Genomic DNA, 25,066 nt, shown 5'->3' on the forward strand with positions numbered 1-25,066 from the left:
ATATCAAAATACTTTATTTGTTTCAAAAAGGTTCAGCATTTACGTGTTCGTATAATATTTAAAGTTATCATTGACTCTTAGAGGGTGTTTGAAAAGTCGGACAAGTTGTAAAAAAGCTCTCTCAGTATAAGCTGTAAATAAATATGCGATCGCTTTTTCAACTCATGCCAAATAGCGATAAGTGGTATAACAAAAATAAGGTGCGTTACATTTCATTTACGCATTTTACAAGATCGGCGATCGCATTAACGTATAAACCAGTCATATAAAATAACTGGGAAAGGAATAACCCACCACCACTTATCCAGAAAGTTTGCTAGTTGTTTCTTCCAGTTAAGTTTAATTTCACTAGTGGGAGTTCTCAAATCACACTTAGCTTTATAAGCGAGGTACTTACCGTTTTGATTTGTTTGCCAAATCTGTTCTCCTTCCTTAATAACGAATCCATCTTTGAATGGTATATCTGAATGATCACAAAAGTCATTCATTAGCTTTTGTAACAACTCGCTTAGTTTGATAGATTTCTCCGTATCTCGTATAACAAGTTGCGATAGTCTAACAGGTTTATCATCAGAATGTGAGAAGTTGTTGACTATATCTAAACACAGCACACCGTCAATGTGTTCCAAACCACCTAGCATTTTTCTGTTGGACGCATCTATTAGAGACAAAACAGATAAGTCGCTCTGTATCAGATTTTCTAGAATAACTAGTCCCAGAGCATCAGGATAATTGAGAACTTCTTTACTGTCCTTTATCTGATTATTTGCATCTCTCAATACTTTATTAATACTGTTATAAAAGTCACGCTTAAAGTTTTGATCAGAGATGGGAACTTTAAGAGCCAGTTTTTCTACTTTCTCCTTAATTTCGATACTCGAAAATTCTTTTATTTCACAAACAATTTGACTATCAAATAATAAAAAATCTGCCCGATCCTTGCACTCGATGAAATAGCTATTGTACTCTTGATTATCAAGATTCATTGCTTTTTCATATCTTTCTAAGAACTCTTTCATCATGAGTTAAAAGCAACCTTACCGATGGTGAAGCAATCACAAACATTTTGAAGATACTATAATATAACATCCAGAGAATAACAATAAAAATTTTAAATTCAGATATCGTTTATATCCAGGTGTTATGTAGAATTTTTGACGTTGCTGATAGCCTGCGTGGCGATAGCCATATTGAGGTATGAAAATCAAACATTCTATTTCTCAAACTCTTACTCTCCGTGACTCTGCGCCTCTGCGTGATAAAAATCATACCTTCATTCACCAACGCCAATTTTTTGGACTATCCACCTTAAATCTTGATTCTTAATCTCACAATTAAGGGCGGGGTTTCCCCGCCCCTATAGGCAATTTTGCCGAAATAAATGGCAAGAATTAACTTGAAAGTTTAACTAGAAGTGTTTTACTTCTGAGCTTCAGCAATAGGAACCCACTCAGTGTGGAAAGATCCTTCTTTGTCAGTTCGTTTGTAGGTGTGAGCGCCGAAGTAGTCCCGTTGTGCTTGAGTTAAGTTTTGTGGCAAGCGATCGCGGCGGTAACTATCGAAGTAATCTAAAGAAGCACTGAAAGCTGGAACAGGAATACCCAATTTAGCAGCAGTGACAATTACTTCACGCCAAGCAGCTTGTCTATCCAGAATTGTTTGCTTAAATTCAGGCGCTAACAACAAGTTAGGTAAAGCGGGATTTTCGTCAAATGCTTTCTTAATCTTATTCAAGAAACCAGCGCGAATAATACAACCACCTTTCCAAATCCGCGCCATTTCGCCCAGATTTAATTCCCAATTGTAGGTTTTAGAAGCTGTAGATAACAGCGCCATACCTTGAGCATAAGAACAGATTTTGGAACAATAAAGAGCATCACGCACCATGTTCACAAAAGCGGCAATATCACCACCATACTTAGCATTTGGTCCGGTGATGACCTTAGAAGCAGCAATCCGTTCATCTCGAATTGAAGAGAGAATTCGAGCATTTACCGCTGCTGTAATTGTCGGAATAGCTACACCCAATTCTAAAGCAGTTTGTACAGTCCAACGACCAGTTCCCTTTTGACCGGCTGCGTCAACAATCAAATCAACGAGGGGAATCTTGGTATCAGGATCTACGTAGGGGAAAATATTCGCGGTAATCTCAATCAAAAATGAATTGAGTTCGTCAGTTGTATTCCATTGAGCAAAGACTTCATGGAGTTGTGCTGGACTTAAACCAGCCACATTTTTCAGCAGATCGTAGGCTTCTGCAATTAACTGCATATCGCCGTACTCAATACCGTTGTGAACCATTTTTACATAGTGTCCAGAACCACCAGGACCAATGTAGGTTACACAGGGACCATCATCAACTTGAGCCGCGATTTTGTTGAAAATGGGGGATAGGTACTCGTAGGAGCTTCTTGTGCCACCGGGCATGAGAGAAGGTCCATTTAAAGCTCCTTCTTCACCACCACTCACACCCATACCGATATAGCGTAAACCGATGGGTTCTAATTCTTGAGTGCGTCTTTCGGTATCTTCAAACCAAGAGTTACCACCGTCAATAATGATATCACCTTCTTGTAGCAAAGGTTTAAGCTGTTGAATTACCGCATCAACAGGCTTACCAGCTTGTACCATCACCAAAATTTTGCGGGGACGTTCCAATGAGGCGACAAATTGTTCGAGGCTAAAAGCGGCTCTAACGTTCCGTCCTGGGGCGCGGTGCGCCATGAAGGCATCGGTTTTTTCACGAGAGCGGTTGTAAACTGCAATTGGGAAGCCATTTCTTTCTACGTTAAGTGCGATATTTTCGCCCATAACTGCTAATCCAATCACACCAAAGCTTTGTAGTGTCATAGTTCAGTTTAAATCTTTTGTTTGGGTTTGGCTCTTTCTCTTGCAGATCCTTTCTCTTTAAGGGTAGTCCGAGATTTTCGCTTCACTCCTAAAGAAGATATTAAGAGTTTTTCTAAAATTTAAGAAATCATCACTCACATCAATGAATTAATTTTAATTTGTATTGAAGTCCACAATTTAGTCCCAAATTTTGCAAAATTAAAATACATATAGCAGGAGTTCAGGAGTATGGCTAACGCCACGCTTCGCTATCAGGAGTTCAGAAGGAAGAAGGAAGAAGGAAGAAGGAAGAAGGAAGAAGGAAGAAATTTCTCCCCTACTCCCCCTACTCCCCTACTTCCCCTACTTCCCCTACTCCCCTACTTCCCCTACTCCCCCTACTCCCCTACCCCCTGTTCCCTTTCTCGAATTAAATAGTAAGGAGGATTAAAAAATGCTGGCTTATCTTCTAGCGTTGGTAATCGGTTTTGGCAGTCTCGCCATTTATCTATCAGCCTTCTTTTTTCCAGAAATCCATCGCAAGAATGATTTTATCTGGAGTGGTGTTGGGCTATTCTACGCTTTAGTGTTATGGATTTTTGCATCTCGAATTACTGGGGGGCTGTTACTAGGTCATGTAGCTAGTGTGGCACTGTTGGTATGGTTTGGCTGGCAAACTCTCTCATTACGGCGACAACTTGCTCCCGCAGGACAACAAACTCCTCTCCCCAGTCCTGAGCTAATTAAGATTAGTTTCCAATCGCAAATGTCAAAGTTTTCTGTGAAAGAGAAATTTGGACAGTTATCAAGCTTCGTTGCTGGTGTATTTGGTGGTGCTAAAGCGAAGATACAGCAGACTGTGAACAAAAAGCCTGTGATCAAAACTGCTGAAGAGATTTTACAAACAACTCCAACTGAAGCAACGCCACCGTCAGTATTACCAGATCAGTCGGTAACTGCTACCCCAGCAATTACAACTGAAAGTTTATCAGCGGATACTTTTTCTCAATCTCCTATTTTGGAAGTGGTAGAAGTAGCACCAACTCCACCCACTTTTATGGAGGAAGAACAGGTAATTCCGCCAACAGCACCGGAAACTGTGGTAGAGATCACTCAAACTGAGGTGGTGATTTCCGAGTCATTTATCACAGGAGAAACCGAAACTGTAGTCGAGATCATTCAAACTGAGGTGGTTATTGCCATAGAAGAAACTAGCGAAACGGCAGATGCACCAGAAATAAGTTCCCCAAATCCAGTGACATCAGAGTTATTAGCCGCAGAAGCAGCCGAAAAGTCTGATATGACCATTGAGGAAGTTAAACCAGTTGGGGAAGCATTGCCAGAACAAATCCCACTAAATAAACCAATCGAGGAGTAATTAAGAGGATTTACGCTGCTGATTCTAATAAATCAAAGGAATCTGGGTAGTTTATGATACTGCTGCCGCTGGATTAAGTCCCAATTGGGATAATAAACGGTCAATATCAAAATGCTCAGACATAAGAGAGCGAATGCACTCTATTTTAATTGGTTCATGAACACGAACTTGACCAAAGGTGCGATCGATGATTTCTACTGTGGTGAGAGTGTCTAAATCCACGGATAAAATCGGGATTTCTAACTCTTCAGCGCGGTTGAGGATAAAGGCAGGGGGTGGTAGTTGTCCAGTCAGGATGAGGCATTGAGTAGATGTTTCTAAGGCTGCTTGTTGAATTTCAACGCGATCGCCTCCTGTCACTACTGCCATGTTCTGACGTTTGCGGAAGTATTTGACGGCGGAGTTGACGTTCATTGCCCCAATTGCCAGACTTTCAACTAATAAATCTAGGCGATCGCTCCGACAAAGAACTTCCGCGTTTAACTGCTTGACTAATTCTCCTACACTCACACTGCGGAGGACATCGCTTTTGGGCAATGTTGCGAGGACGGAAATTCCCTGTTTTTCTAGGAATGGGCGTAAGAGTGTGTGAACTAACTCTAATTTTTCGTGAGGTACTTCATTAATTACCACACCCATTAACCGTTTGCCTAATTGCTGTTTAGCAAATAATAACGCCTCAACAGAAGTTAGTGATTGATAACGGCTAATTAACAGTACAGGAGCATCTAATTTTTCTGCTAATTCCAGTAAGGATAATCCAAATAAATTTCCTTCTGATAAGTTAGCAGGCCCTTCTAAGATTACCAAATTACTCTTTGGTATTTGTGAATACTTTTGTACTAGTAACTCTTGATAGTTGGTTGTATCTTCTCCCTGTAAGCGTTTCTGGACGGTAATTTCATCCAAAGATAATAAGGTGGGAGCAATGCGGTTGTCTGGCAGGTTAAGGTTATGAGTAATGAACTGGACATCTTCTTCAACTACTGTTCCCGCAGATGTCTTGACAAAATTACCCAAAGGTTTGCCATAAGCAATGTCCAAACCTTTTTGTTTTAGCTGATGAGACAAACCTAAAACTGTTGCAGATTTGCCACTGTAAGCTTCAACTGATCCAACCAGCAAGTATTTAGCAAGTGTTGGCACGTATGCACTCCTAATTTCAAAAGTTTGTACAACTCAGCTAGGTGTCTACTAATTTTAGTGCAATAGGCGGAAGGTAAATAGCAATAGCTATCCTAATTGCCTAAATTTTCAAAATTAACTGGGAATAAATCTAGCTGTGGTAGCTATTGTAGCGATTTTGATCAAGATAAAAATATCTGTTTAAATAAATAATTTATGTTTCTTGGCATATAAAAGCGATTATATTGAAGCTTTGATTTCTTCTGATGTCATTACATGATCTGGATTTGCTTCGTAATCAGTAATCCGAGGCTTGATAGATACTGTACAATAAATAATTATATCTTTACCCACAAATTCCGCGCCTTGCGTTCTTATTTGATGGCAAAGAATCAAACAGGTTATACCGATGAGGAAATTTTTGAGATAATTTCATGAAGCTAGTTCTAGATACTAATGTTCTGATTCAGGAAATATTAGACAGAGTTTTCTAAATACATAGTTATTCAGCGAGTATTTCATTAAAATAATCTTGGAGGAGTAGTTATGTCCGCAAAATACTTTAATCCTTATACAGATTTCGGTTTTAAGAAACTGTTCGGAGAAGAAGGCAGTAAAGATCTACTCATGGATTTTCTCAACCAACTTCTACCAATACATCATCAAATTCAACAATTAACCTTTAAAAATCCAGAAAATCTAGCTGATACCATAGCAGAACGTAAAGCCATATTTGATATTTATTGCGAAAGTAAAACTGGTGATAAGTTTATCGTGGAAATGCAAAAAGCAAAAATCAAGCATTTCAAAGATAGAGCCTTATTTTATTCCACATTCCCCATTCGTGAACAATCAGAAAAAGGCGATTGGAATTTCTTTTTACTACCCGTCTATTTTATCGCCATTTTAGATTTCGAGTATGACGAAAATACAACATCTAAATTTAGGCGCGATGTATGTCTAAAAGATCAAGATGGTGATATTTTCTTTGATAAGTTAAACTTTAAATTTTTACAAATGCCATTATTTAATAAACAAGAAAATGAATTAATAACGCATTTTGATAAATGGCTGTATTTTTTGAAGAACTTAGAAAGTTTTAATCATATACCCGTGATATTAAATGAACCAATATTTCAGAAAGGGTTTGAAATAGCGGAAATATCTCACTTAAATGTGGAGCAGTATGAACAATATAAGAAGAGTTTAGTCCAGTATTTAGAAGTGAAAAATGTATTTGATACAGCCTTTGAAGAAGGTGAGAAAGCTGGTATTGAGAAGGGTATTGAGCAAGGTATTGAGAAAGGTATTGAGAAGGGCATTGAGAAGGTTGCCAAAGCATTGAAAGAGCAAAATATAGCTATAGAAATTATTGCAGAATCAACTGGTTTATCTTATGAAGCTATTAAAAGAATCTGAGCGAATTATACCAATTGATAGACTTGCGCCCATTTTTTGTGCTATACAGGAAATATTAGACAGAGTTTTCTAAATACATAGTTATTCAGCGAGTATTTCATTAAAATAATCTTGAAGGAGTAGTTATGTCCGCAAAATACTTTAATCCTTATACAGATTTCGGTTTTAAGAAACTGTTCGGAGAAGAAGGCAGTAAAGATTTACTCATGGATTTTCTCAACCAACTTCTACCAATACATCATCAAATTCAACAATTAACCTTTAAAAATCCAGAAAATCTAGCTGATACCATAGCAGAACGTAAAGCCATATTTGATATTTATTGCGAAAGTAAAACTGGTGATAAGTTTATCGTGGAAATGCAAAAAGCAAAAATCAAGCATTTCAAAGATAGAGCCTTATTTTATTCCACATTCCCCATTCGTGAACAATCAGAAAAAGGCGATTGGAATTTCTTTTTACTACCCGTCTATTTTATCGCCATTTTAGATTTCGAGTATGACGAAAATACAACATCTAAATTTAGGCGCGATGTGTGTCTAAAAGATCAAGATGGTGATATTTTCTTTGATAAGTTAAATTTTAAATTCTTACAAATGCCGTTATTCAATAAACAAGAAAATGAATTAATAACGCATTTTGATAAATGGTTGTATTTTTTGAAGAACTTAGAAAGTTTTAATCATATACCCGTGATATTAAATGAACCAATATTTCAGAAAGGGTTTGAAATAGCGGAAATATCTCACTTAAATGTGGAGCAGTATGAACAATATAAGAAGAGTTTAGTCCAGTATTTAGAAGTGAAAAATGTATTTGATACAGCCTTTGAAGAAGGTGAGAAGGTCGGCATTGAAAAGGGCATTGAGAAGGGTATTGAGAAGGTTGCCAAAGCATTGAAAGAGCAAAATATAGCTATAGAAATTATTGCAGAATCAACTGGTTTATCTTATGAAGTTATTCAAAGAATTTAAGCGAATAATGCCAATTGATAGACTTGCGCCCATTTTTTGTGCTATACAGGAAATATTAGACAGAGTTTTCTAAATACATAGTTATTCAGCGAGTATTTCATTAAAATAATCTTGAAGGAGTAGTTATGTCCGCAAAATACTTTAATCCTTATACAGATTTCGGTTTTAAGAAACTGTTCGGAGAAGAAGGCAGTAAAGATCTACTCATTGATTTTCTCAACCAACTTCTACCAATACATCATCAAATTCAACAATTAACCTTTAAAAATCCAGAAAATCTAGCTGATACCATAGCAGAACGTAAAGCCATATTTGATATTTATTGCGAAAGTAAAACTGGTGATAAGTTTATCGTGGAAATGCAAAAAGCAAAAATCAAGCATTTCAAAGATAGAGCCTTATTTTATTCCACATTCCCCATTCGTGAACAATCGGAAAAAGGTGATTGGAATTTCTTTTTACTACCCGTCTATTTTATCGCCATTTTAGATTTTGAGTATGATGAAAATACAACATCTAAATTTAGGCGCGATGTGTGTCTAAAAGATCAAGATGGTGATATTTTCTTTGATAAGTTAAATTTTAAATTCTTACAAATGCCGTTATTCAATAAACAAGAAAATGAATTAATAACGCATTTTGATAAATGGTTGTATTTTTTGAAGAACTTAGAAAGTTTTAATCATATACCCGTGATATTAAATGAACCAATATTTCAGAAAGGGTTTGAAATAGCGGAAATATCTCACTTAAATGTGGAGCAGTATGAACAATATAAGAAGAGTTTAGTCCAGTATTTAGAAGTGAAAAATGTATTTGATACAGCCTTTGAAGAAGGTGAGAAGGTCGGCATTGAAAAGGGCATTGAGAAGGGTATTGAAAAGGGCATTGAGAAGGTTGCCAAAGCATTGAAAGAGCAAAATATAGCTATAGAAATTATTGCAGAATCAACTGGTTTATCTTATGAAGCTATTAAAAGAATCTGAGCGAATTATACCAATTGATAGACTTGCGCCCATTTTTTGTGCTATACAGGAAATATTAGACAGAGTTTTCTAAATACATAGTTATTCAGCGAGTATTTCATTAAAATAATCTTGGAGGAGTAGTTATGTCCGCAAAATACTTTAATCCTTATACAGATTTCGGTTTTAAGAAACTGTTCGGAGAAGAAGGCAGTAAAGATTTACTCATGGATTTTCTCAACCAACTTCTACCAATACATCATCAAATTCAACAATTAACCTTTAAAAATCCAGAAAATCTAGCTGATACCATAGCAGAACGTAAAGCCATATTTGATATTTACTGCGAAAGTAAAACTGGTGATAAATTTATTGTGGAAATGCAAAAAGCAAAAATCAAGCATTTCAAAGATAGAGCCTTATTCTATTCTACATTCCCCATTCGTGAACAATCGGAAAAAGGCGATTGGAATTTCTTTTTACTACCCGTCTATTTTATCGCCATTTTAGATTTTGAGTATGATGAAAATACAACATCTAAATTTAGGCGCGATGTGTGTCTAAAAGATCAAGATGGTGATATTTTCTTTGATAAGTTAAATTTTAAATTCTTACAAATGCCGTTATTCAATAAACAAGAAAATGAATTAATAACGCATTTTGATAAATGGTTGTATTTTTTGAAGAACTTAGAAAGTTTTAATCATATACCCGTGATATTAAATGAACCAATATTTCAGAAAGGGTTTGAAATAGCGGAAATATCTCACTTAAATGTGGAGCAGTATGAACAATATAAGAAGAGTTTAGTCCAGTATTTAGAAGTGAAAAATGTATTTGATACAGCCTTTGAAGAAGGTGAGAAAGCTGGTATTGAGAAGGGCATTGAGAAGGTTGCCAAAGCATTGAAAGAGCAAAATATAGCTATAGAAATTATTGCAGAATCAACTGGTTTATCTTATGAAGCTATTAAAAGAATCTGAGCGAATTATACCAATTGATAGACTTGCGCCCATTTTTTGTGCTATACAGGAAATATTAGACAGAGTTTTCTAAATACATAGTTATTCAGCGAGTATTTCATTAAAATAATCTTGAAGGAGTAGTTATGTCCGCAAAATACTTTAATCCTTATACAGATTTCGGTTTTAAGAAACTGTTCGGAGAAGAAGGCAGTAAAGATTTACTCATGGATTTTCTCAACCAACTTCTACCAATACATCATCAAATTCAACAATTAACCTTTAAAAATCCAGAAAATCTAGCTGATACCATAGCAGAACGTAAAGCCATATTTGATATTTATTGCGAAAGTAAAACTGGTGATAAGTTTATCGTGGAAATGCAAAAAGCAAAAATCAAGCATTTCAAAGATAGAGCCTTATTTTATTCCACATTCCCCATTCGTGAACAATCAGAAAAAGGCGATTGGAATTTCTTTTTACTACCCGTCTATTTTATCGCCATTTTAGATTTTGAGTATGATGAAAATACAACATCTAAATTTAGGCGCGATGTGTGTCTAAAAGATCAAGATGGTGATATTTTCTTTGATAAGTTAAATTTTAAATTCTTACAAATGCCGTTATTCAATAAACAAGAAAATGAATTAATAACGCATTTTGATAAATGGTTGTATTTTTTGAAGAACTTAGAAAGTTTTAATCATATACCCGTGATATTAAATGAACCAATATTTCAGAAAGGGTTTGAAATAGCGGAAATATCTCACTTAAATGTGGAGCAGTATGAACAATATAAGAAGAGTTTAGTCCAGTATTTAGAAGTGAAAAATGTATTTGATACAGCCTTTGAAGAAGGTGAGAAAGCTGGTATTGAGAAGGGTATTGAGAAAGGTATTGAGAAAGGTATTGAGAAAGGTATTGAGAAAGGTATTGAGAAAGTTGCTAAAGCTTTGAAAGAGCAAAATATAGCTATAGAAATTATTGCAGAATCAACTGGTTTATCTTATGAAGCTATTAAAAGAATTTGAGCGAATTATACCAATTGATAGACTTGCGCCCATTTTTTGTGCTATACAGGAAATATTAAACAGAGTTTTCTAAAGTTATTCAGTGAGTATTTCGTTAAAATAATCTTGGAGGAGTAGTTATGTCCGCAAAATACTTTAATCCTTATACAGATTTCGGCTATCAACAATATAAGAAGAGTTTAGTCCAGTATTTAGAGGTGAAAAATGTATTTGATACAGCCTTTGAAGAAGGTGAGAAAGCTGGTATTGAGAAAGGTATTGAGAAAGTTGCTAAAGCTTTGAAAGAGCAAAATATAGCCATAGAAATTATTGCAGAATCAACTGGTTTATCTTATGAAACTATTAAAAGAATTTGAGTGAATCATGCCAATTGATAGACTTGGCGATCGCATTACCGACTTTAACCCCACAGAAGGCGATTCCTAGGTCGCGCTCTGTTAATTAATAATTAGGCTGTTACGATTAACTTCTGTTTTTTAGGTTCGCGTTTGCCATGATTTTGGATCTCTTCGACTGTGAAAAATTGCTGTCACAATCACACGACTCGACACAATTCGGTAGTATATAGCGTAGGGAAAACGTCGCACCACTGTTCGTCGAACATCAAGATACACAACTGCATAGGATTCTGGCATTTGACAAATCCGATTTAGCATATTATCCACGCAGTCTAAAAACTCGTCACCAAGTCCTGTTTGCTGACTTTGATACCAATTATACGCCTCATTCAGTTCTTCACGAACTTCTGGACGAAAAACTAGGACATAATTCATTGTTGTCCTCTAATTGACGATTTAATTTCCTCCCATGTCATGACATTATCTGGATTGGCTTCGTAATCAGTAATCCGACGATCAAGTTCTCGTTTTTGCGCTGTTGTTAAATCGGGATAAGCCTGTTCTGCTGCTATACTTTCCAAAATATCTTGTACAATCTGAATTCTATCGGCAATACTCAGGGCTTTGATTTCATTTAAAGTTACACTGATGTCCATGTTAACTGACCTCAATAGGAAGATAAGGTATTTATCTATTTTCTAGGATAAGCGATCGCTCTCAGCTTTGAATTAATTTGAGGATGCGATAGCGAAGCGCGACCTAGGAATCGCACCACAACCCAGATATCGCCGTATACTTTGAGTTAATCATGATCTTTGTTATTATTTTATCAACCTTTGCTATACAATAAATCATGTCTTTGCAACTCAAAATTAACTACCCCGAAACTTTACCTGATGCTGTTGGTAAAACTAGAGAACAGTTTGAACAAGAAGCAAAATGGGCTATGGCAGTTAAACTATATGAAATGAAACGCCTTTCTTCTGGTATGGCTGCGGCGTTACTGGGAGTAGAGAGAGTAACTTTTATCCTCAAATTAAATGATTATGGAGTGCCATTAATTGATTTAAGCGAAGAAGAATTATTATCAGATATAGAAAATGCCTAACACTAGTGAAATTGTTATTAATACTTCTTATTTAATCTCTAATTGAAGCTTTGATTTCTTGCCATGTCATTACATTATCTGGATTTGTTTCATAATCACTAATCCGACGATCAAGTTCTCGTTTTTGTGCTGTTGTTAAATCGGGATAAGCCTGTTCTGCTGCTATACTTTCTAAAATATCTTGTACAATCCGAATTCTATCTGCAATACTCAGGGCTTTGATTTGATTTAAAGTTACACTGATATCCATGTTAACTGACCTCGATGGGAAGATAAGGTATTTATCTATTTTCTAGTGTAGGCGATGCCTACGGCGAGCGCAGCTATCGCCATCTTATCAATAATATTTAGATGCGTTTTTGCTGATTTTACATATACTTTATTTATCAGAGAACATGACAGTTCTAAATGTCAGAGAAATACGTCGAGAACGTTTAATTATTTTTCCTTCAAAAGAATCACTTTTCCTTTTGGCTATTCCATGTGACCAGTTATATCTAGCTTCATTTTTAAGGACAATTAAACTTTTTGGATCAAGTAATAGCGAAGTTTTCATTCCTGTCTGGTTATGACTAAAATCCATTACACATGATGAACAAAGGCTTAAAGATATAATGACATCTGTAAAACAAGATACGCAATCTGTGTGACTAGAAATACCTTGTCCCGGTTGGTAGTCATTCACAATTACTTGATCTGGTACTGTTGGGCTAAAGACTTTATGTAGCCTTTGTGCTAAGGTTAATGCCCAGTCAGGAAGAGGTGCAATGTAAAATGACTTATCAATATTATGCTTCTTATAATCATACTTATAGCCATAATGCTGTACTCTTCTTTGCAAATCTGTAAGCCACATCTGACTGTCAATCTTCTCCACTAAAAAATCATGTTCATCACTACTAATGAAATTACGAACATAAATTAAGTCGCTAATTTGCTCATGAGTTACTGTCTCTAGACGACTTTCACTGTGCTTGTCTTTATCCTCTTGAAAAAGTGGGATATCTTCAAAAAGACTTAACTGATTACCAATAGTTAACTTATTCTTGATTTGGCGCATTAGTTTTCTCCCATATCTAAAAATCGAATGTCATAGTAAAGCTTTGTTTCCCGATTTTGAACCCCACTCAAAATGTCATGGTAGTAAAAATTAGTTTTAATTGGTCCAGTTATGGCACTTTTTAACTCAGTGACTTGTTGACAAAATTCATGCCAATTAGTATTTAAGTCTGAATATTGAGGATTTTGAAAAATGAGGCAGATATCACTAAACAGGAATTTTGTAAAAACTGATTCTTTTAAAAAGTTAACTAATTGCGTAATAGCTCTTGTATTTAGGGAAGGACTAGCAAAGAAGTAGGAAAAATTTAAAACAACTAATGAAGTGTCATCAGCAAAGTTTGTTATGTAAGAAGAAGGTCTTTCTCCAAAGGAACTTGATACCGAATTAGGCTGATAAAACCAAAATTTACTTTCCTCATGAAAAAGTTTAGGAAACTGACTAAACTCCTTAGCTTTTCGGAGCATAGATTCAGCCTTGTCTATGCCTATATATCGGAATTTTAGCTTTTGATTCTTTCCCTGTGAATGTTCTGAAAAGTATCTTGCTACTGATATTCCAGAAGTAAGAGGTCCACAGCCGAAGTCCAGAAATAAAACTTGCTTATTTGATTCAAAGAAGTATGGTTCAAAAACTTCTGAATGCTTCTCGAAAATATATAATTGACTTACGGTGTGCTGCTTCATATTATTATAGCAATAGACTAGGACTCTTTCGTCTTGTGTTAATCCCTTATAAGGTTTGTCAAAGTTAGCTTGACCTGAAAGAACATAATTTTTTCCGTTTTGTTGTCCTTCACCTACGATAGCTTTGATTTCATCAAAGTTCTTACTTCTGTAAGGCTCTATAACTAATCTCTCCCATTGTTCTGTTCTTGGATGATCGTTGAATGGTTTTTGAACTGTTTCCTTAAAAAAGGTTATAAGTTCATCTGATTGCTGATAAATTACTTTACCATTATCATTTATGGGTATTATCATATCATTTCTCACACCACTGACTATGTCTTACCGTCTTTACTGATAAATAAACACAAACTCATTATACTTTTACGTGCTGATGATTGTCAATGGCATATAAAGGATTTATTGTGATTTTTGTCAGTAGATTTGACATATAGGCTGATTTCAGCAATTTGTGTTTTTGGTATAAATCTAGCTTTTTATACTTATCACTGAAGTAAGTATGTTTATAAAAAATTAAGCTAAAATAAAAGAAATAGTAAAATCCTCGTCAGTATATGGTTACATCAACACAACCAAGAACTCAAACCTTATACGATCAAGATTATTACCTGTGGATAAGAACAACCATTAACCAACTTCGCACAGGACAATTTTCCGCTGTTGATTTAGAGAACTTATTAGAAGAATTAGAAACTATAAGTAGAAGTCAAAAACGAACAATTACAAATTTATTAATTAAGCTATTTGTTCATCTACTAAAACTCAAATATTGGGATAGTGAAAGAGAACGGAATCAAGGACATTGGCTAGGGGAAATTAGAACATTTCGCAGAGAGATAAAAGATGAACTTAAAGATAGTCCTAGTTTAAAACCTTACATTTTAGAAATATTTGATGAATGTTATCAAGATGCTAGATTAGAAGCATCAGATCGTTCTCAACTTCCTCTTGACATATTTCCCGTTATCCCCATTGGTTCATTAGAACAAATTTTAGATGATTGGTTGCCAATACAAAAAAATGAAGGATAGAAAATTCATCCTTCACCCTGTAGAATTTATGGTTTTTATTTCCTTATTTCTCAACACCTGTATGGACAGTTTTCACCCATTTGAGGCGTTTTGGTCGGAAAGACATTCGCGCCGTTGTGCTACTCATAACTACTAACCAATGCAACATATATAAACTGCCGCGCAGGGTTTGTAAAAGTACCATTAAATAGGTAGATGGTTTAAATTGTTGATCGGAACGGACGTGCTTTAAACCGGCAAACATTCCTACTACTGACATTCCCAAAGATAAGCCAGTTACAGGACTTAATATGGGGGGACGATGACGAGCGATCGCCATGAAAATATCTGGTATTGCTGCTGTCGGTAAGATATACATTGTCACCATAAAGATCAACAAATCCCAGGTTTTCCTTGTCCCCATGCGGTTTTTGAGAATCAGATCCCAGTAGTCTAAATAACGTTGATAACCACCTTCTGCCCAACGGTTACGTTGATGCCAAAGGGCTGTAGCATTAGTAACACCTTCTTCTTGCACCGGAGGATAAAAAACACATTCAATATCCCATTTATCCAGATGTAACCGGATAGTTAAATCCAGATCATCAGTGATAGTTTCCTCATTCCAACCACCGCAACTAGCCAAGGCTTGACGACGGACAAATTGACCATTACCTCGAAGTTCACCAATCCCACCGATAGCGGTACGCTGTTGTTGAAACCAAATATCCAACAACATTTCCGCCATTTGTCCCTTAGTCCAAAAATTTTCCTTAGCATTGGCGATCGCTTTACGCATTTGTACCGCCCCTACCCGTTCTTTTTGAAACAACGGAACTATTTGTAATAGCAAATCTGGTGTAACTTGGGCATCAGCATCAAATACAGCAATAATGTCTCCCTTTGTCAGAGGTAATACTTGATTTAATGCCCCCGATTTGCCGCCACTAGCGTCAGGATCACGCCTAAATACATTAAGTTGTTGATATTCTTGCTTGAGTTGGGCGAGTAATTGGGGTGTATTGTCCGTACTATTATCATCAATAATCCAGACTTCATATTGACCATTACCGTATTCCAAATTACACAAATTTTTGACTAATCTGGCAATTACCGCTTCCTCATTTTTAGCAGCCACTAACACAGAAACAAAAGGCAAATCTCCCTCTATTTCTTGGGAATGGTGACGGGGTTTGGCGAAAATAATCCCCAAAGCATGAATACCTAGCATTGTTGTTAGTCCCAGGACAAATATCGAACCCCAGGAAACTAAATGCAAGGTAATAGTACCACTCCAGACTATAGTTAAAACTAGAGCAGCTTTGCCTCTACGGCCTTTAAATCGGCTGGGTGGTAGAGACGCGGAATCCATCCTTACTTCTGATTCCTCATCTACTGATAGGTCAGTAAAGATAGAGTCAAGGGGATCAGAGTTTCCGTTATCAGCATCATTTTCAGGACAGGAATTCGCCGGCATAGGTTACATAATTCAAAAACATCTATGCTATGTAGCTTTTATTTACAGACTAATACTGTAACAGATTCCTGTCCACCTAATTATAACTTGCTGAAAAATTTTTTCAGCCAACCCCATTTAAAGTTTAATTTCTGCCCTTAATACTGTTGTATCACTTGTATTTGTGATTTGGAACCCAAGTTTTTCACATACTCGCTGCATACCTGAATTATCAGCTAAAATATCAGCATAGATACAGCAACTTCTCTCGTTTTTACCAACTTCTAACAATCTGCGGAGTAATTCTGTCCCTAAGCCTTGATCTTGAAATTTGTCGCTAACTAGCATAGCAAATTCTGCCGCATTACTACCATGTAATTTACTTAATCTTCCTACTGCTAATATTTCCCGCTTTTCTGTTTCGGGATTTTGGTATTCTGCAACTAAAGCCATTTCTCGATCATAGTCAATAAAGCATATTCGGGTGAGTCGTTCATGGGTAATGCGTTGACTCAATTTAATCATGTGGAAATAGCGGAAATAAACACTTTCTTCTGATAGGGTTTTGTGAAATTCTACCATTAATGGTTCGTCTTCGGGACGAATAGGACGAATAGTAATTGGTGTACCATTGTTCAATTTCCAATTACTAATATATTGACTAGGATAGGGACGAATAGCTAATTTTGGTAATTGATGCTTTTCCACATCAGCAGAATGTAAAACTACCCGCGCATCTAAGGCAATTAATCCTCCGGGATGTATAGGAGTGGGAGGAATAGCCAACAACGGATTAATATCAATTTCTTTAATCCCAGGTTGTTCCACAACTAATTGACTAAATTCTACCATTAATTGTTCAAGAGCAGCAATATCAATACTTTTCCGTCCTCTGACTCCTTGCAAGGCTTTGTAAATTTTGGTTTGTTCCATCATTCGCCGGGCTAGGGTAGTATTAAGAGGCGGCAGGGCAATAGAACTATCTTGAAACACTTCCACCAATTGTCCCCCAGCACCAAATAATAATACAGGTCCAAATTGCGGATCTAAACTACTCCCAATAATCAATTCATAACCATCTGTTTTGATCATTGGTTGTACAGTTACACCGAGAAAATCTGCGGCTTTAGCTTTCTGTTTTACTGATGTTTCAATATTTTGATAAGCAAGTTTTACCGATTCCGCATTTTGCAGATTTAACTGCACACCACCCACATCAGTTTTATGGGTAATAGTCTGAGAATAAAGTTTTAAAACAACGGGATAACCCAGATTTTCTGCACATTCAACTGCTTTATCTGCACTTTCAGCAATGCAACCTGCAACTATAGGAATACCGTAAGCGGCTAAGATTTCCTTAGATTCAAATTCCGTGAGAATTGTTCTTCCTGCTGTTTTTGCAGCTTGAATAATATTTTCCACTTTAGCACAATTACGAGTATTAGCATCACAAGTTAATGTCGGTAAAACTGGAGTTTCATAAATACCGCGCAGGTTATAACTGGATTTCCACATATAACTAAATACCCGCGCTGCTGTATCGGGATAGGAGTATGTGGGAATACCTTGACTATTAAGAATTTGTTGCCCCGCAGCTACATCAGCACCACCCATCCAACTGGCTAAAATTGGTTTACCAGACATTTGTACATAAGGTTTTAATTGTTCGGCTATTTGGGTAGGATCTGTCATTGCTTGAGGCGTTAAAATTACTAATAACCCATCACTATTGGGATCTTTTGTGATAATTTCTAAGGCTTTTTTATAACGTTGGGGATCAGCATCTCCTAAAATATCAATAGGATTATTATGACTCCATTGCGGGGGTAAAATTTCATTTAAAGAACTCATTATTTCTGGAGAAATTGCTGCTAATTCTCCTCCACTTTCAATTAATGTATCTGTTGCTAATACTCCCGGACCGCCAGCATTAGTTAAAATTGTTAGCCGGGGACCTTGGGGACGGGGTTGTTTTGCTAATACTTCCGACATATCAAATAAATCAGAAATACTATTGACTCGTAACACCCCACAACGGCGAAAAGCTGCATCTAAAACAGCATCACTTCCTGCTAATGATCCTGTGTGAGAAGCGGCTGCTTTAGCTGCGGCTGGTGTCCGACCAGCTTTAATCACAATTATCGGTTTTGTTAAAGCCACTTCTCGCGCTGCTGATAGGAAGGAACGCGCATTCCCAATGGATTCCATATAAATTACAATACTTTTAGTATGGGGGTCATCACCAAGATAATAAATTAAATCTCCCCAACTAATATCTAACATTGAACCAATGGAAATAAAGGTGCTAAAACCTACATTCTCTTGAAAACTCCAGTCTAAAATTGCTGTACATAAAGCTCCACTTTGACTAATAAAACCAACATTTCCTGGACGCGCCATTTTACTGGCAAATGTAGCATTTAAACCGGAAATTGGATTCATTAATCCTAAACAATTGGGTCCAATAATTTTAATTTTTCCTCGGTGTGCTTGTTGCAGGATTTCCTGTTCTAAAGCGATACCTTTTTCTCCAGCTTCTTTAAAACCAGCGGAAATAATAATTGCTCCTTTAATTCCGGACTCAACGCCATCAGCAATAATTTTTGGGACTGTAGATGCAGGAGTGGCAATAACAGCTAAATCTATTTTTTCAGGAACATCAAATATAGTAGAATAAGCTTTAATTCCTAATATACTAGAATGCTGAGGATTAATGGGAAAAACTGTTCCTCCAAAGGGATTAGTGATTAAGTTCCAAAGTAGATTCCGTCCCACACTTCCGGGTTTCTCACTTGCACCAATGACAGCAACAGTTTTAGGTGCAAAAATGGCATCTAATGGGTTTAATTTCTCTGGACAAAAGATATTGTAAGGCTTGTTGGTGATTGGTTTGATAGGTGCTTCCATGACTACTCCTTAATCAGTTATAGCGGTATGCTATTGAATGAGGTACAATATTGATGGAAAAAGCCGCTCTGGGAATGAATTCCCAGTCTCATAGCTAAAGTCATCTAAAGATGACTAAAAATTCTCAAAAATCCTCAGTTTACTTAAGTAAAGTTTGGCTATTAGCCCGGAAATATGGCTTACGCTACACCATCATTTCAGTGCGGGTATGGAAGCCAATAAATAAACTATTTTTAGCTGAAGTTGACACCACTGCTTCTGGACAGAACCCTATTTTTCAATTGTATTAAGAATTTGCATAATTGTAACTATGGCGATCGCTATACCTTTTTCTGCTGTTGGTGAAATGCGATCGCTCAGTTCAAAATTCACTCCTGGGACTGAGACTAACCACGCTGAGGGACAATGACCATAGAGGATTTGAGAAAGGGCAAGTAGGGATGACGGATTACTAATATGGGTATTAATAGTATTCAACTCAGACGGTAATAATGATTGCACCTGCACCTGACCAGATTGGGAATTGATACAAGCATCAACAAAAATTGCTAAATTGACATTTGCTAAAGGTGCAGCTAATTCTGGTGTCAATTGATGAATTGCAATGGATTGCACAGATGATAAACAACAATCTTTGATAGCTTTTGCCACTTGTTGTCCAATAGCATCATCACCACGTAAATCATTGCCATAACCAATCACCATTGCAGTTACCATTATTTTTCAACTCTTTTGATCTAGTACAACACGGCATTTTTAATTTTCCTCCTAAATGTTTTTGAAACATCAAATAAATTGTTATTTTTGAAGTCATTTACTGAGCCATAAAACCTCCGTCTATGACAAGGTATTCTTCCGTAATAAAGGAAGCCTGATCTGAACAAAGAAAAACTACTACATTAGCAACTTCTTCTTCTTTTCCGACTCTACCCATGGGATGTTTGTTAATAAACTCTCGATAAAAAGGAATAGAAAAGAAAGGACGAGCCAGATCTGTATCAATCACCCCCGGACATACTGCATTAACACGAATATTTGATTGGGCAACTTCTAAAGCCACTGTTTGAGTTAAGCCTAATACCGCGTGTTTACTAGCTGTATAAGGCTGAAAATTTGACAAATTAACCGAATTTATTGTAGCTAGTTGTTTGCGAAAGACCGTGGAAGGATAAAAAGGGGAGTATTCTCCTGATGATTTATCCTTTGCTTTAAAACTAGCATAAAGATTTGAGAAATTTCTGATAAGACACAAAAACACTGAAAACAAACTTATGTAAACATAGCCTGTATTTTTTTGCATATCCGTTATAATATGAATGTAGATAGCATTGAGAATTCCGTAAAAAATTTAGATAAATTGTGAGGCTGCTCTATGCCTGAAGTTAATTTTCAACAGTCAATTAATAGTGCTGCTACGATTGTAGAAGAATATGCAGTCGGAAAAAGAGACTTTGAAAAAGCAGAATTAGGAGAAGCTAATCTACAAAATTTTGACTTGAAAGGCTCTGATTTCAGTTATGCTGATTTGAGTACAGCTAATCTCAGTGGTGCAAATCTGCGAGGATGTGATTTGAGTTTTGCTGATTTAAGTGAAGCTAATTTAGAAAATGCAGATTTGCGCGGAGCAATGTTATTTTCTGCAAATTTACGTACAGCTAATTTACAGGGGACGCATTTAGAAAAAGCAGATTGTGATCATAATACCCGGTTTCCCACAAATTTTGACCCTATTGTAGCAGGTGTAAACATGAGTGAAAACTCAGCATAGATACTGGTGCGGCTGCTATAGCCGCTTATTATTTATACTGACAATATCGTAACTTGTTATAGTTATCCCATTATATCACTTGACAATTAGAATAGCATATTTTATCAATTTTTGCAAATTTTAATTTTATAACTTAATTTTCCCCTGGAAATACTTTAGTTAAATCTAAGATTAATTCCGGGAAAGATGGCAATTTGACAGACTCATTAGGGAGGATAATTGATTTGTGACGATAGCCAAATTTACCTTGTAAATCTTGATATGGGTCACTGTAGCATTCTAAATAATAGATAAAATTTGGGTAATATGAGTTTAGCTTAAATTATATCATAAAAATACCAGATCCCCAGATCCCCGACTTCTTCAAGAAGTCGGGGATCTAAATACTTAATTACGGCAAATTTGATTAACTACAGCACCATTGTTATTTACTACTTCTATTAATAAAGGCATTTGTCCCATTGCATGAGTTGAACAACTCAAACAAGGATCAAAAGCCCTAATTCCGGCTTCGACACGGTTTAACATTCCTTCTTTTATGTTATCACCTTGGATAAAATGGCGGGCAATTTGGGCAACGCTACGATTCATTGCTAAGTTATTTTGACCCGTGGCAATAATCAAATTTACCTTTAACATTAAACCATTTTCATCAACTTGATAATGGTGAAATAATGTCCCCCTTGGGGCTTCACTTACACCCACAGCTTCTAGGCAATTAATACCAGCTTCAGCACAGAGACGAGTTGATAAAATATCTGGATCATCAAGGATAATCTCTATATGTTCAATTGCTGCTAAAATTTCAATTAACCGGGCATAATGATAGAAAAATGATGATTTAATAGTACCATTTTCATAACTGCGGAATTCTTTTAATTCTGTGTCTGCTAAAGCTGTGCCAATTTGACTACAAATATTTAATCTAGCTAATGGTCCGACGCGATACATTCCACTATCTAAACGACAATGATCACTGCTATCAGGATAACCTAAAGGAAGATAATAAGGTGATTTTAAATAAGAGTCTGTTTGCACCGCTTCACCGATAAATTCATGATAGTTAGTGGGGTCAAGATTATCAGCAACGATGTTTCCTCCACTATCAACAAATCGGATATGTCCATCATAAGTTTCCCATAAACCTTCAGAACTGACTAAACCCATGAATAAACTCGGAAAATTACCAAAGGTTTTTGCTTCTTTCTCATAAGTTTTTAATAGGGTTTTAAATAAAGCTATGGCACTAATTACAGTGGCTTTGGCTTCAGGAATTTTTTGCTGAATGTGGGTGCGATTTTCTGTGGTTAAAGGGTCACGAACTCCACCAGGAACAGCCCAGGAAGGATGAATTTTTTTGCCTCCTAATAATTCAATGATTTCTTGTCCAAATTGGCGTAAACGGATTCCACCTCTGGCTAATTCCGGTTCAGTGGCAATTAAACCAAAAATATTGCGTTTTTCTGGTTCGCTATCCATACCTAATAATAGGTCTGGTGCGCTGAGGTGAAAGAAGCTGAGGGCATGGGATTGGATGATTTGCCCTAAATTCATCAAACGGCGTAATTGGGTGGCTGTTTTGGGGATTGTGACGGCTAAAATGCGATCGCCTGTTTTGGCTGATGCTAATAAGTGACTGACTGGACAAATACCGCAAATTCTCGCAGTAATTCCTGGCATTTCTGGAAATGGACGACCAACACAAAATTTTTCAAACCCGCGAAATTCAGTGACATGAAATCTAGCATCATTTACTTGACCTTCATCATCTAAATAAATGCTAATTTTCGCGTGGCCTTCAATGCGAGTAACGGGGTCAATAATGATTGTTTTCATAATTAATCGGTGATTAGTAATTATATAAAATTGTAGGTTGGGTTGACGGAAGGAAACCCAACATTTCCGCAACATTATCAAAGATTTTGTTGGGTTTCACTTTGTTCTACCCAACCTACGGATAGTAATTACAAATCATAAATTCTAGATTCTGCTAATTCTGGATATTCATCACAGTAATCTTCAAAGGCAGTTTTGAGAGGTTTTTCAGAGAGTTGGTGAGCAATTTCTGCTTGAATTTCTTCTACCACATCCCAAGCGGCTGCACATTCTGTGGAATTAATGCCTTTTTCTGCACAAACAATTCGAGCTTTTTTAATTTCATCTTGTAATTCTTGTTCTAACAAAAATGAGCGCGGTTGTTCTAAACAACTACTTCTGGCTAAGATGTCAGTAAGTGAAATTATTCCTAATAATTTACCACTAATTACAGGCGCACGGCGGAGATGGTGGTTAGCAAATAATCTGGCTACATATTCTAAACCTAATTCTGGATTGACGACAATACAAGGTTTAGTCATAATTTCATAAACACGGATTTTATTTGGATCTTTGCTGTAGGAAATGACTTTATAAACAATGTCGCTTTCTGTGATAATTCCATAAGCATCTTGTTCATGACGACGATCTACAATTAATGCTCTCCAATCTCTTGCTTTCATTAAATCAACTGCTTCTTTGACTGTGGCTGAACTGCGAATCATGGCCACATCTTTAGTCATCACATCTGCTGCTGTTAACATAATTTACCTCAGAAAAAATAGGAGTCAGGAGAAAGAAGAAGAAAGAAGATATTTATTTGGTCGTGATCACTAATTAACCAAATTTAATCATTTCTCGGCCGACAATTTCCGGCTTTTCTCCTTTTAATAGTGGTGCAAGTGCGGCACGAATGCGAGGTGCAGAAGGTGGACAACCTGGTAAATAAATATCAACAGGTACTACCTTATGCACAGGGACAACTGTATCTAGTAAAGGGGGAACAATTCCTGGTGAATTGGGAATTTGTTGATTAATATCGGCTGCTTGAATATAAGCTAATTGTAGGGCTGGTTCAGCACCACCGGAAAGATTACGCAAAGCGGTGACATTACCAGTAACAGCACAATCACCAAAGGAAATTATTGTTTTAGTTCGTTCTCTAATTTTGTAAATTAATTCTAAATGTTCTTCATTAGCTATAGCACCTTCAACTAATACGATATCTACACCTTCGGGATATTCTTTAATATCAGCAATGGGACTATAAACTAGATCTACTTGTGCAGCTAAGTCTATTAACCATTCATCTAAATCAAGAAAGGACATATGACAGCCAGAACAACCACCTAACCAAACTGTTGCTAATTTAATTTTAGTCATTTTTTTAGATTTTTAGATATTTAAAATTCATGTATTTCTCCCTTTGCGCCTCTGCGTGAGATACTAGATATTAAAAATTCCATTGTTTTTTCTCTCGTGCAGTTACTAAAAATTCAATTTTGCCCCGATCATGTTTCATTTCACCAACACTTGAACCCTTATCAAATAACGCTCCTGTGGGACAGGCATTTACACATTTACCGCAGGAAGTACAAGTTTGGGAAGTTCCCCAAGGTTGATTTAAATCAGTAATTACGTGAGATTTTGATCCTCTTCCTGCCATATCCCAAGTATGTGCGCCTTCGATTTCATCACAGACCCGAATACAGCGAGTGCAAAGCACACAACGATTATGATCTATGCCAAAAAGATGATGAGAAGTATCAACAGTTCGCTGAGGATTTTGATATTCTAAGCGGAGATGATCCATGCCCATTTCTATGGCTAAATCTTGTAATTCACAGTTACCATTAGCAACACAAACGGAACAAACATGATTACCTTCGGCAAATAACATTTCTACAATTGTCCGCCGATATTTTTGTAAGCGATCGCTATTTGTATTTACCTCCATTCCTTCTATCACTTTTGTCACGCAAGCAGGTTGTAATTTATTACTTCCCGCAATTTCCACCAAACATAAACGACAAGCACCAATATCATCTACACCTTCTAAATGGCACAATGTAGGAATATGAATACTCGCTTCCTGCGCTGCTTCTAGTAAGGTTTCATTCTCACGAGCGCTAATCAATTCCCCATTTATTGTTAAAGTTTTTACAGTCATAATAATTTGGTAATTGGTAATTGGTAATTGGTAAATAACTCTTACCAGTAACAACTGACAACTGA

The 25,066-nt window shown here is 36.4% G+C and carries 27 protein-coding genes and 1 pseudogene; 11 read left to right on the forward strand and 17 right to left on the reverse strand.

Annotated features, from left to right (window positions below; genetic code table 11):
- Window positions 1-245 precede the first annotated feature (245 nt).
- Window positions 246-1,022 (reverse strand): hypothetical protein, encoded by a 777-nt coding sequence (locus ANA_RS09160; RefSeq protein ID WP_015079788.1) that lies wholly within the window; start codon window positions 1,020-1,022, stop codon window positions 246-248.
- Window positions 1,023-1,419: 397 nt separating this feature from the next.
- Window positions 1,420-2,850 (reverse strand): NADP-dependent phosphogluconate dehydrogenase, encoded by a 1,431-nt coding sequence (gndA, locus tag ANA_RS09165; RefSeq protein ID WP_015079789.1) that lies wholly within the window; start codon window positions 2,848-2,850, stop codon window positions 1,420-1,422.
- A gap of 228 nt (window positions 2,851-3,078) precedes the next feature.
- Between gndA and ANA_RS25800 the strand changes: the two genes are divergently transcribed.
- A complete protein-coding gene (locus ANA_RS25800; protein ID WP_015079790.1) occupies window positions 3,079-3,267 on the forward strand; it encodes a hypothetical protein in 189 nt (62 codons plus the stop codon).
- A gap of 16 nt (window positions 3,268-3,283) precedes the next feature.
- Window positions 3,284-4,207, forward strand: coding sequence for a Ycf66 family protein (locus tag ANA_RS28485; RefSeq protein ID WP_015079791.1), 924 nt, complete (start codon window positions 3,284-3,286; stop codon window positions 4,205-4,207).
- Between the two features lie 51 nt (window positions 4,208-4,258).
- Here ANA_RS28485 and ANA_RS09175 read toward each other — a convergent pair whose 3' ends face one another.
- The gene (locus ANA_RS09175) at window positions 4,259-5,353 is read right to left on the reverse strand and encodes a phosphotransacetylase family protein (protein ID WP_015079792.1); all 1,095 of its coding nucleotides are present in this window, start codon (window positions 5,351-5,353) and stop codon (window positions 4,259-4,261) included.
- A 525-nt stretch (window positions 5,354-5,878) separates the two neighbouring features.
- Here ANA_RS09175 and ANA_RS09180 point away from each other — a divergent pair.
- The 6 genes from ANA_RS09180 to ANA_RS09205 all read left to right on the forward strand — a co-directional run bounded on the left by ANA_RS09180 (window position 5,879) and on the right by ANA_RS09205 (window position 11,039).
- Window positions 5,879-6,751: an Rpn family recombination-promoting nuclease/putative transposase gene (locus ANA_RS09180; protein ID WP_015079793.1), complete on the forward strand. Its 873-nt coding sequence runs from the start codon at window positions 5,879-5,881 to the stop codon at window positions 6,749-6,751.
- Between the two features lie 125 nt (window positions 6,752-6,876).
- Complete coding sequence (locus ANA_RS09185) at window positions 6,877-7,725, forward strand: Rpn family recombination-promoting nuclease/putative transposase (protein ID WP_015079794.1); 849 nt, start codon at window positions 6,877-6,879, stop codon at window positions 7,723-7,725.
- Window positions 7,726-7,850: 125 nt separating this feature from the next.
- The gene (locus ANA_RS09190; RefSeq protein ID WP_015079795.1) at window positions 7,851-8,711 is read left to right on the forward strand and encodes an Rpn family recombination-promoting nuclease/putative transposase; all 861 of its coding nucleotides are present in this window, start codon (window positions 7,851-7,853) and stop codon (window positions 8,709-8,711) included.
- A gap of 125 nt (window positions 8,712-8,836) precedes the next feature.
- Window positions 8,837-9,673 carry an Rpn family recombination-promoting nuclease/putative transposase gene (locus ANA_RS09195; protein ID WP_015079796.1) on the forward strand — a complete coding sequence of 279 codons (837 nt, stop codon included), beginning with the start codon at window positions 8,837-8,839 and terminating at the stop codon, window positions 9,671-9,673.
- A 125-nt stretch (window positions 9,674-9,798) separates the two neighbouring features.
- Entirely contained in the window at window positions 9,799-10,683 is an 885-nt protein-coding gene (locus ANA_RS09200) for an Rpn family recombination-promoting nuclease/putative transposase (RefSeq protein ID WP_015079797.1), read from the forward strand.
- Window positions 10,684-10,802: 119 nt separating this feature from the next.
- Window positions 10,803-11,039: a hypothetical protein gene (locus ANA_RS09205; RefSeq protein ID WP_015079798.1), complete on the forward strand. Its 237-nt coding sequence runs from the start codon at window positions 10,803-10,805 to the stop codon at window positions 11,037-11,039.
- A gap of 120 nt (window positions 11,040-11,159) precedes the next feature.
- Here the strand turns inward: ANA_RS09205 and ANA_RS09210 are convergent, their stop codons facing one another.
- Together ANA_RS09210 and ANA_RS09215 are read right to left on the reverse strand one after the other, a co-directional pair.
- Entirely contained in the window at window positions 11,160-11,456 is a 297-nt protein-coding gene (locus ANA_RS09210; RefSeq protein WP_015079799.1) for a type II toxin-antitoxin system RelE/ParE family toxin, read from the reverse strand.
- Window positions 11,453-11,677, reverse strand: a complete 225-nt coding sequence (locus ANA_RS09215; protein WP_015079800.1) for an addiction module protein — start codon at window positions 11,675-11,677, stop codon at window positions 11,453-11,455. Before ANA_RS09215 ends, ANA_RS09210 begins: the two co-directional genes overlap by 4 nt.
- 197 nt (window positions 11,678-11,874) lie before the next feature.
- Here ANA_RS09215 and ANA_RS09220 point away from each other — a divergent pair, with 197 nt between their 5' ends.
- Entirely contained in the window at window positions 11,875-12,129 is a 255-nt protein-coding gene (locus ANA_RS09220; protein WP_015079801.1) for a UPF0175 family protein, read from the forward strand.
- A 31-nt stretch (window positions 12,130-12,160) separates the two neighbouring features.
- On the opposite strand, the gene ANA_RS09225 is transcribed toward ANA_RS09220, so the two are convergent.
- From ANA_RS09225 to ANA_RS09235, 3 genes are all read right to left on the reverse strand, one after another.
- Window positions 12,161-12,379 (reverse strand): addiction module protein, encoded by a 219-nt coding sequence (locus tag ANA_RS09225; RefSeq protein WP_015079802.1) that lies wholly within the window; start codon window positions 12,377-12,379, stop codon window positions 12,161-12,163.
- Window positions 12,380-12,508: 129 nt separating this feature from the next.
- Window positions 12,509-13,189: an alpha-ketoglutarate-dependent dioxygenase AlkB gene (locus ANA_RS09230; protein ID WP_015079803.1), complete on the reverse strand. Its 681-nt coding sequence runs from the start codon at window positions 13,187-13,189 to the stop codon at window positions 12,509-12,511.
- The gene (locus tag ANA_RS09235; RefSeq protein WP_015079804.1) at window positions 13,189-14,169 is read right to left on the reverse strand and encodes a class I SAM-dependent methyltransferase; all 981 of its coding nucleotides are present in this window, start codon (window positions 14,167-14,169) and stop codon (window positions 13,189-13,191) included. Before ANA_RS09235 ends, ANA_RS09230 begins: the two co-directional genes overlap by 1 nt.
- A 260-nt stretch (window positions 14,170-14,429) precedes the next feature.
- Here ANA_RS09235 and ANA_RS09240 point away from each other — a divergent pair, with 260 nt between their 5' ends.
- Window positions 14,430-14,906 carry a DUF29 domain-containing protein gene (locus ANA_RS09240; protein WP_015079805.1) on the forward strand — a complete coding sequence of 159 codons (477 nt, stop codon included), beginning with the start codon at window positions 14,430-14,432 and terminating at the stop codon, window positions 14,904-14,906.
- A 43-nt stretch (window positions 14,907-14,949) separates the two neighbouring features.
- Here ANA_RS09240 and ANA_RS09245 read toward each other — a convergent pair whose 3' ends face one another.
- The 4 genes from ANA_RS09245 to ANA_RS27025 all read right to left on the reverse strand — a co-directional run bounded on the left by ANA_RS09245 (window position 14,950) and on the right by ANA_RS27025 (window position 20,548).
- Complete coding sequence (locus ANA_RS09245) at window positions 14,950-16,362, reverse strand: glycosyltransferase (protein WP_015079806.1); 1,413 nt, start codon at window positions 16,360-16,362, stop codon at window positions 14,950-14,952.
- 117 nt (window positions 16,363-16,479) lie between these two features.
- Window positions 16,480-19,248 (reverse strand): bifunctional acetate--CoA ligase family protein/GNAT family N-acetyltransferase, encoded by a 2,769-nt coding sequence (locus ANA_RS09250; protein ID WP_015079807.1) that lies wholly within the window; start codon window positions 19,246-19,248, stop codon window positions 16,480-16,482.
- 270 nt (window positions 19,249-19,518) lie between these two features.
- Entirely contained in the window at window positions 19,519-19,965 is a 447-nt protein-coding gene (locus ANA_RS09260; RefSeq protein WP_015079808.1) for a hydrogenase maturation protease, read from the reverse strand.
- 97 nt (window positions 19,966-20,062) lie between these two features.
- The gene (locus tag ANA_RS27025) at window positions 20,063-20,548 is read right to left on the reverse strand and encodes an SDR family oxidoreductase (protein ID WP_015079809.1); all 486 of its coding nucleotides are present in this window, start codon (window positions 20,546-20,548) and stop codon (window positions 20,063-20,065) included.
- A 72-nt stretch (window positions 20,549-20,620) separates the two neighbouring features.
- Here ANA_RS27025 and ANA_RS09270 point away from each other — a divergent pair, with 72 nt between their 5' ends.
- Window positions 20,621-21,016: a pentapeptide repeat-containing protein gene (locus ANA_RS09270; RefSeq protein WP_015079810.1), complete on the forward strand. Its 396-nt coding sequence runs from the start codon at window positions 20,621-20,623 to the stop codon at window positions 21,014-21,016.
- A gap of 133 nt (window positions 21,017-21,149) precedes the next feature.
- On the opposite strand, the pseudogene ANA_RS27520 reads toward ANA_RS09270, so the two are convergent.
- The 5 genes and pseudogenes from ANA_RS27520 to hoxU all read right to left on the reverse strand — a co-directional run.
- Window positions 21,150-21,302 (reverse strand): annotated as a pseudogene (locus ANA_RS27520) (Uma2 family endonuclease); the annotation flags it as partial.
- A 101-nt stretch (window positions 21,303-21,403) separates the two neighbouring features.
- Entirely contained in the window at window positions 21,404-22,852 is a 1,449-nt protein-coding gene (locus ANA_RS09275) for a Ni/Fe hydrogenase subunit alpha (protein WP_041458343.1), read from the reverse strand.
- Window positions 22,853-22,980: 128 nt separating this feature from the next.
- Window positions 22,981-23,595 (reverse strand): CP12 domain-containing protein, encoded by a 615-nt coding sequence (locus ANA_RS09280; protein ID WP_015079812.1) that lies wholly within the window; start codon window positions 23,593-23,595, stop codon window positions 22,981-22,983.
- A 73-nt stretch (window positions 23,596-23,668) separates the two neighbouring features.
- A complete protein-coding gene (locus ANA_RS09285) occupies window positions 23,669-24,214 on the reverse strand; it encodes a hydrogenase subunit HoxY (protein WP_015079813.1) in 546 nt (181 codons plus the stop codon).
- Between the two features lie 70 nt (window positions 24,215-24,284).
- Window positions 24,285-25,001, reverse strand: a complete 717-nt coding sequence (hoxU, locus tag ANA_RS09290; RefSeq protein ID WP_015079814.1) for a bidirectional hydrogenase complex protein HoxU — start codon at window positions 24,999-25,001, stop codon at window positions 24,285-24,287.
- Window positions 25,002-25,066 lie beyond the last annotated feature (65 nt).

Source organism: Anabaena sp. 90, from assembly GCF_000312705.1.
GTDB lineage: Bacteria > Cyanobacteriota > Cyanobacteriia > Cyanobacteriales > Nostocaceae > Dolichospermum > Dolichospermum lemmermannii.

Bases quoted from the DNA above. Each gene is read 5' to 3' on its own strand.
- ANA_RS09160 (WP_015079788.1), bottom strand. From the start codon at position 1,022: ATGATGAAAGAGTTCTTAGAAAGATATGAAAAAGCAATGAATCTTGAT.
- gndA (WP_015079789.1), bottom strand. From the start codon at position 2,850: ATGACACTACAAAGCTTTGGTGTGATTGGATTAGCAGTTATGGGCGAA.
- ANA_RS25800 (WP_015079790.1), top strand. From the start codon at position 3,079: ATGGCTAACGCCACGCTTCGCTATCAGGAGTTCAGAAGGAAGAAGGAA.
- ANA_RS28485 (WP_015079791.1), top strand. From the start codon at position 3,284: ATGCTGGCTTATCTTCTAGCGTTGGTAATCGGTTTTGGCAGTCTCGCC.
- ANA_RS09180 (WP_015079793.1), top strand. From the start codon at position 5,879: ATGTCCGCAAAATACTTTAATCCTTATACAGATTTCGGTTTTAAGAAA.
- ANA_RS09185 (WP_015079794.1), top strand. From the start codon at position 6,877: ATGTCCGCAAAATACTTTAATCCTTATACAGATTTCGGTTTTAAGAAA.
- ANA_RS09190 (WP_015079795.1), top strand. From the start codon at position 7,851: ATGTCCGCAAAATACTTTAATCCTTATACAGATTTCGGTTTTAAGAAA.
- ANA_RS09195 (WP_015079796.1), top strand. From the start codon at position 8,837: ATGTCCGCAAAATACTTTAATCCTTATACAGATTTCGGTTTTAAGAAA.
- ANA_RS09200 (WP_015079797.1), top strand. From the start codon at position 9,799: ATGTCCGCAAAATACTTTAATCCTTATACAGATTTCGGTTTTAAGAAA.
- ANA_RS09205 (WP_015079798.1), top strand. From the start codon at position 10,803: ATGTCCGCAAAATACTTTAATCCTTATACAGATTTCGGCTATCAACAA.
- ANA_RS09210 (WP_015079799.1), bottom strand. From the start codon at position 11,456: ATGAATTATGTCCTAGTTTTTCGTCCAGAAGTTCGTGAAGAACTGAAT.
- ANA_RS09215 (WP_015079800.1), bottom strand. From the start codon at position 11,677: ATGGACATCAGTGTAACTTTAAATGAAATCAAAGCCCTGAGTATTGCC.
- ANA_RS09220 (WP_015079801.1), top strand. From the start codon at position 11,875: ATGTCTTTGCAACTCAAAATTAACTACCCCGAAACTTTACCTGATGCT.
- ANA_RS09225 (WP_015079802.1), bottom strand. From the start codon at position 12,379: ATGGATATCAGTGTAACTTTAAATCAAATCAAAGCCCTGAGTATTGCA.
- ANA_RS09230 (WP_015079803.1), bottom strand. From the start codon at position 13,189: ATGCGCCAAATCAAGAATAAGTTAACTATTGGTAATCAGTTAAGTCTT.
- ANA_RS09235 (WP_015079804.1), bottom strand. From the start codon at position 14,169: ATGATAATACCCATAAATGATAATGGTAAAGTAATTTATCAGCAATCA.
- ANA_RS09240 (WP_015079805.1), top strand. From the start codon at position 14,430: ATGGTTACATCAACACAACCAAGAACTCAAACCTTATACGATCAAGAT.
- ANA_RS09245 (WP_015079806.1), bottom strand. From the start codon at position 16,362: ATGCCGGCGAATTCCTGTCCTGAAAATGATGCTGATAACGGAAACTCT.
- ANA_RS09250 (WP_015079807.1), bottom strand. From the start codon at position 19,248: ATGGAAGCACCTATCAAACCAATCACCAACAAGCCTTACAATATCTTT.
- ANA_RS09260 (WP_015079808.1), bottom strand. From the start codon at position 19,965: ATGGTAACTGCAATGGTGATTGGTTATGGCAATGATTTACGTGGTGAT.
- ANA_RS27025 (WP_015079809.1), bottom strand. From the start codon at position 20,548: ATGCAAAAAAATACAGGCTATGTTTACATAAGTTTGTTTTCAGTGTTT.
- ANA_RS09270 (WP_015079810.1), top strand. From the start codon at position 20,621: ATGCCTGAAGTTAATTTTCAACAGTCAATTAATAGTGCTGCTACGATT.
- ANA_RS09275 (WP_041458343.1), bottom strand. From the start codon at position 22,852: ATGAAAACAATCATTATTGACCCCGTTACTCGCATTGAAGGCCACGCG.
- ANA_RS09280 (WP_015079812.1), bottom strand. From the start codon at position 23,595: ATGTTAACAGCAGCAGATGTGATGACTAAAGATGTGGCCATGATTCGC.
- ANA_RS09285 (WP_015079813.1), bottom strand. From the start codon at position 24,214: ATGACTAAAATTAAATTAGCAACAGTTTGGTTAGGTGGTTGTTCTGGC.
- hoxU (WP_015079814.1), bottom strand. From the start codon at position 25,001: ATGACTGTAAAAACTTTAACAATAAATGGGGAATTGATTAGCGCTCGT.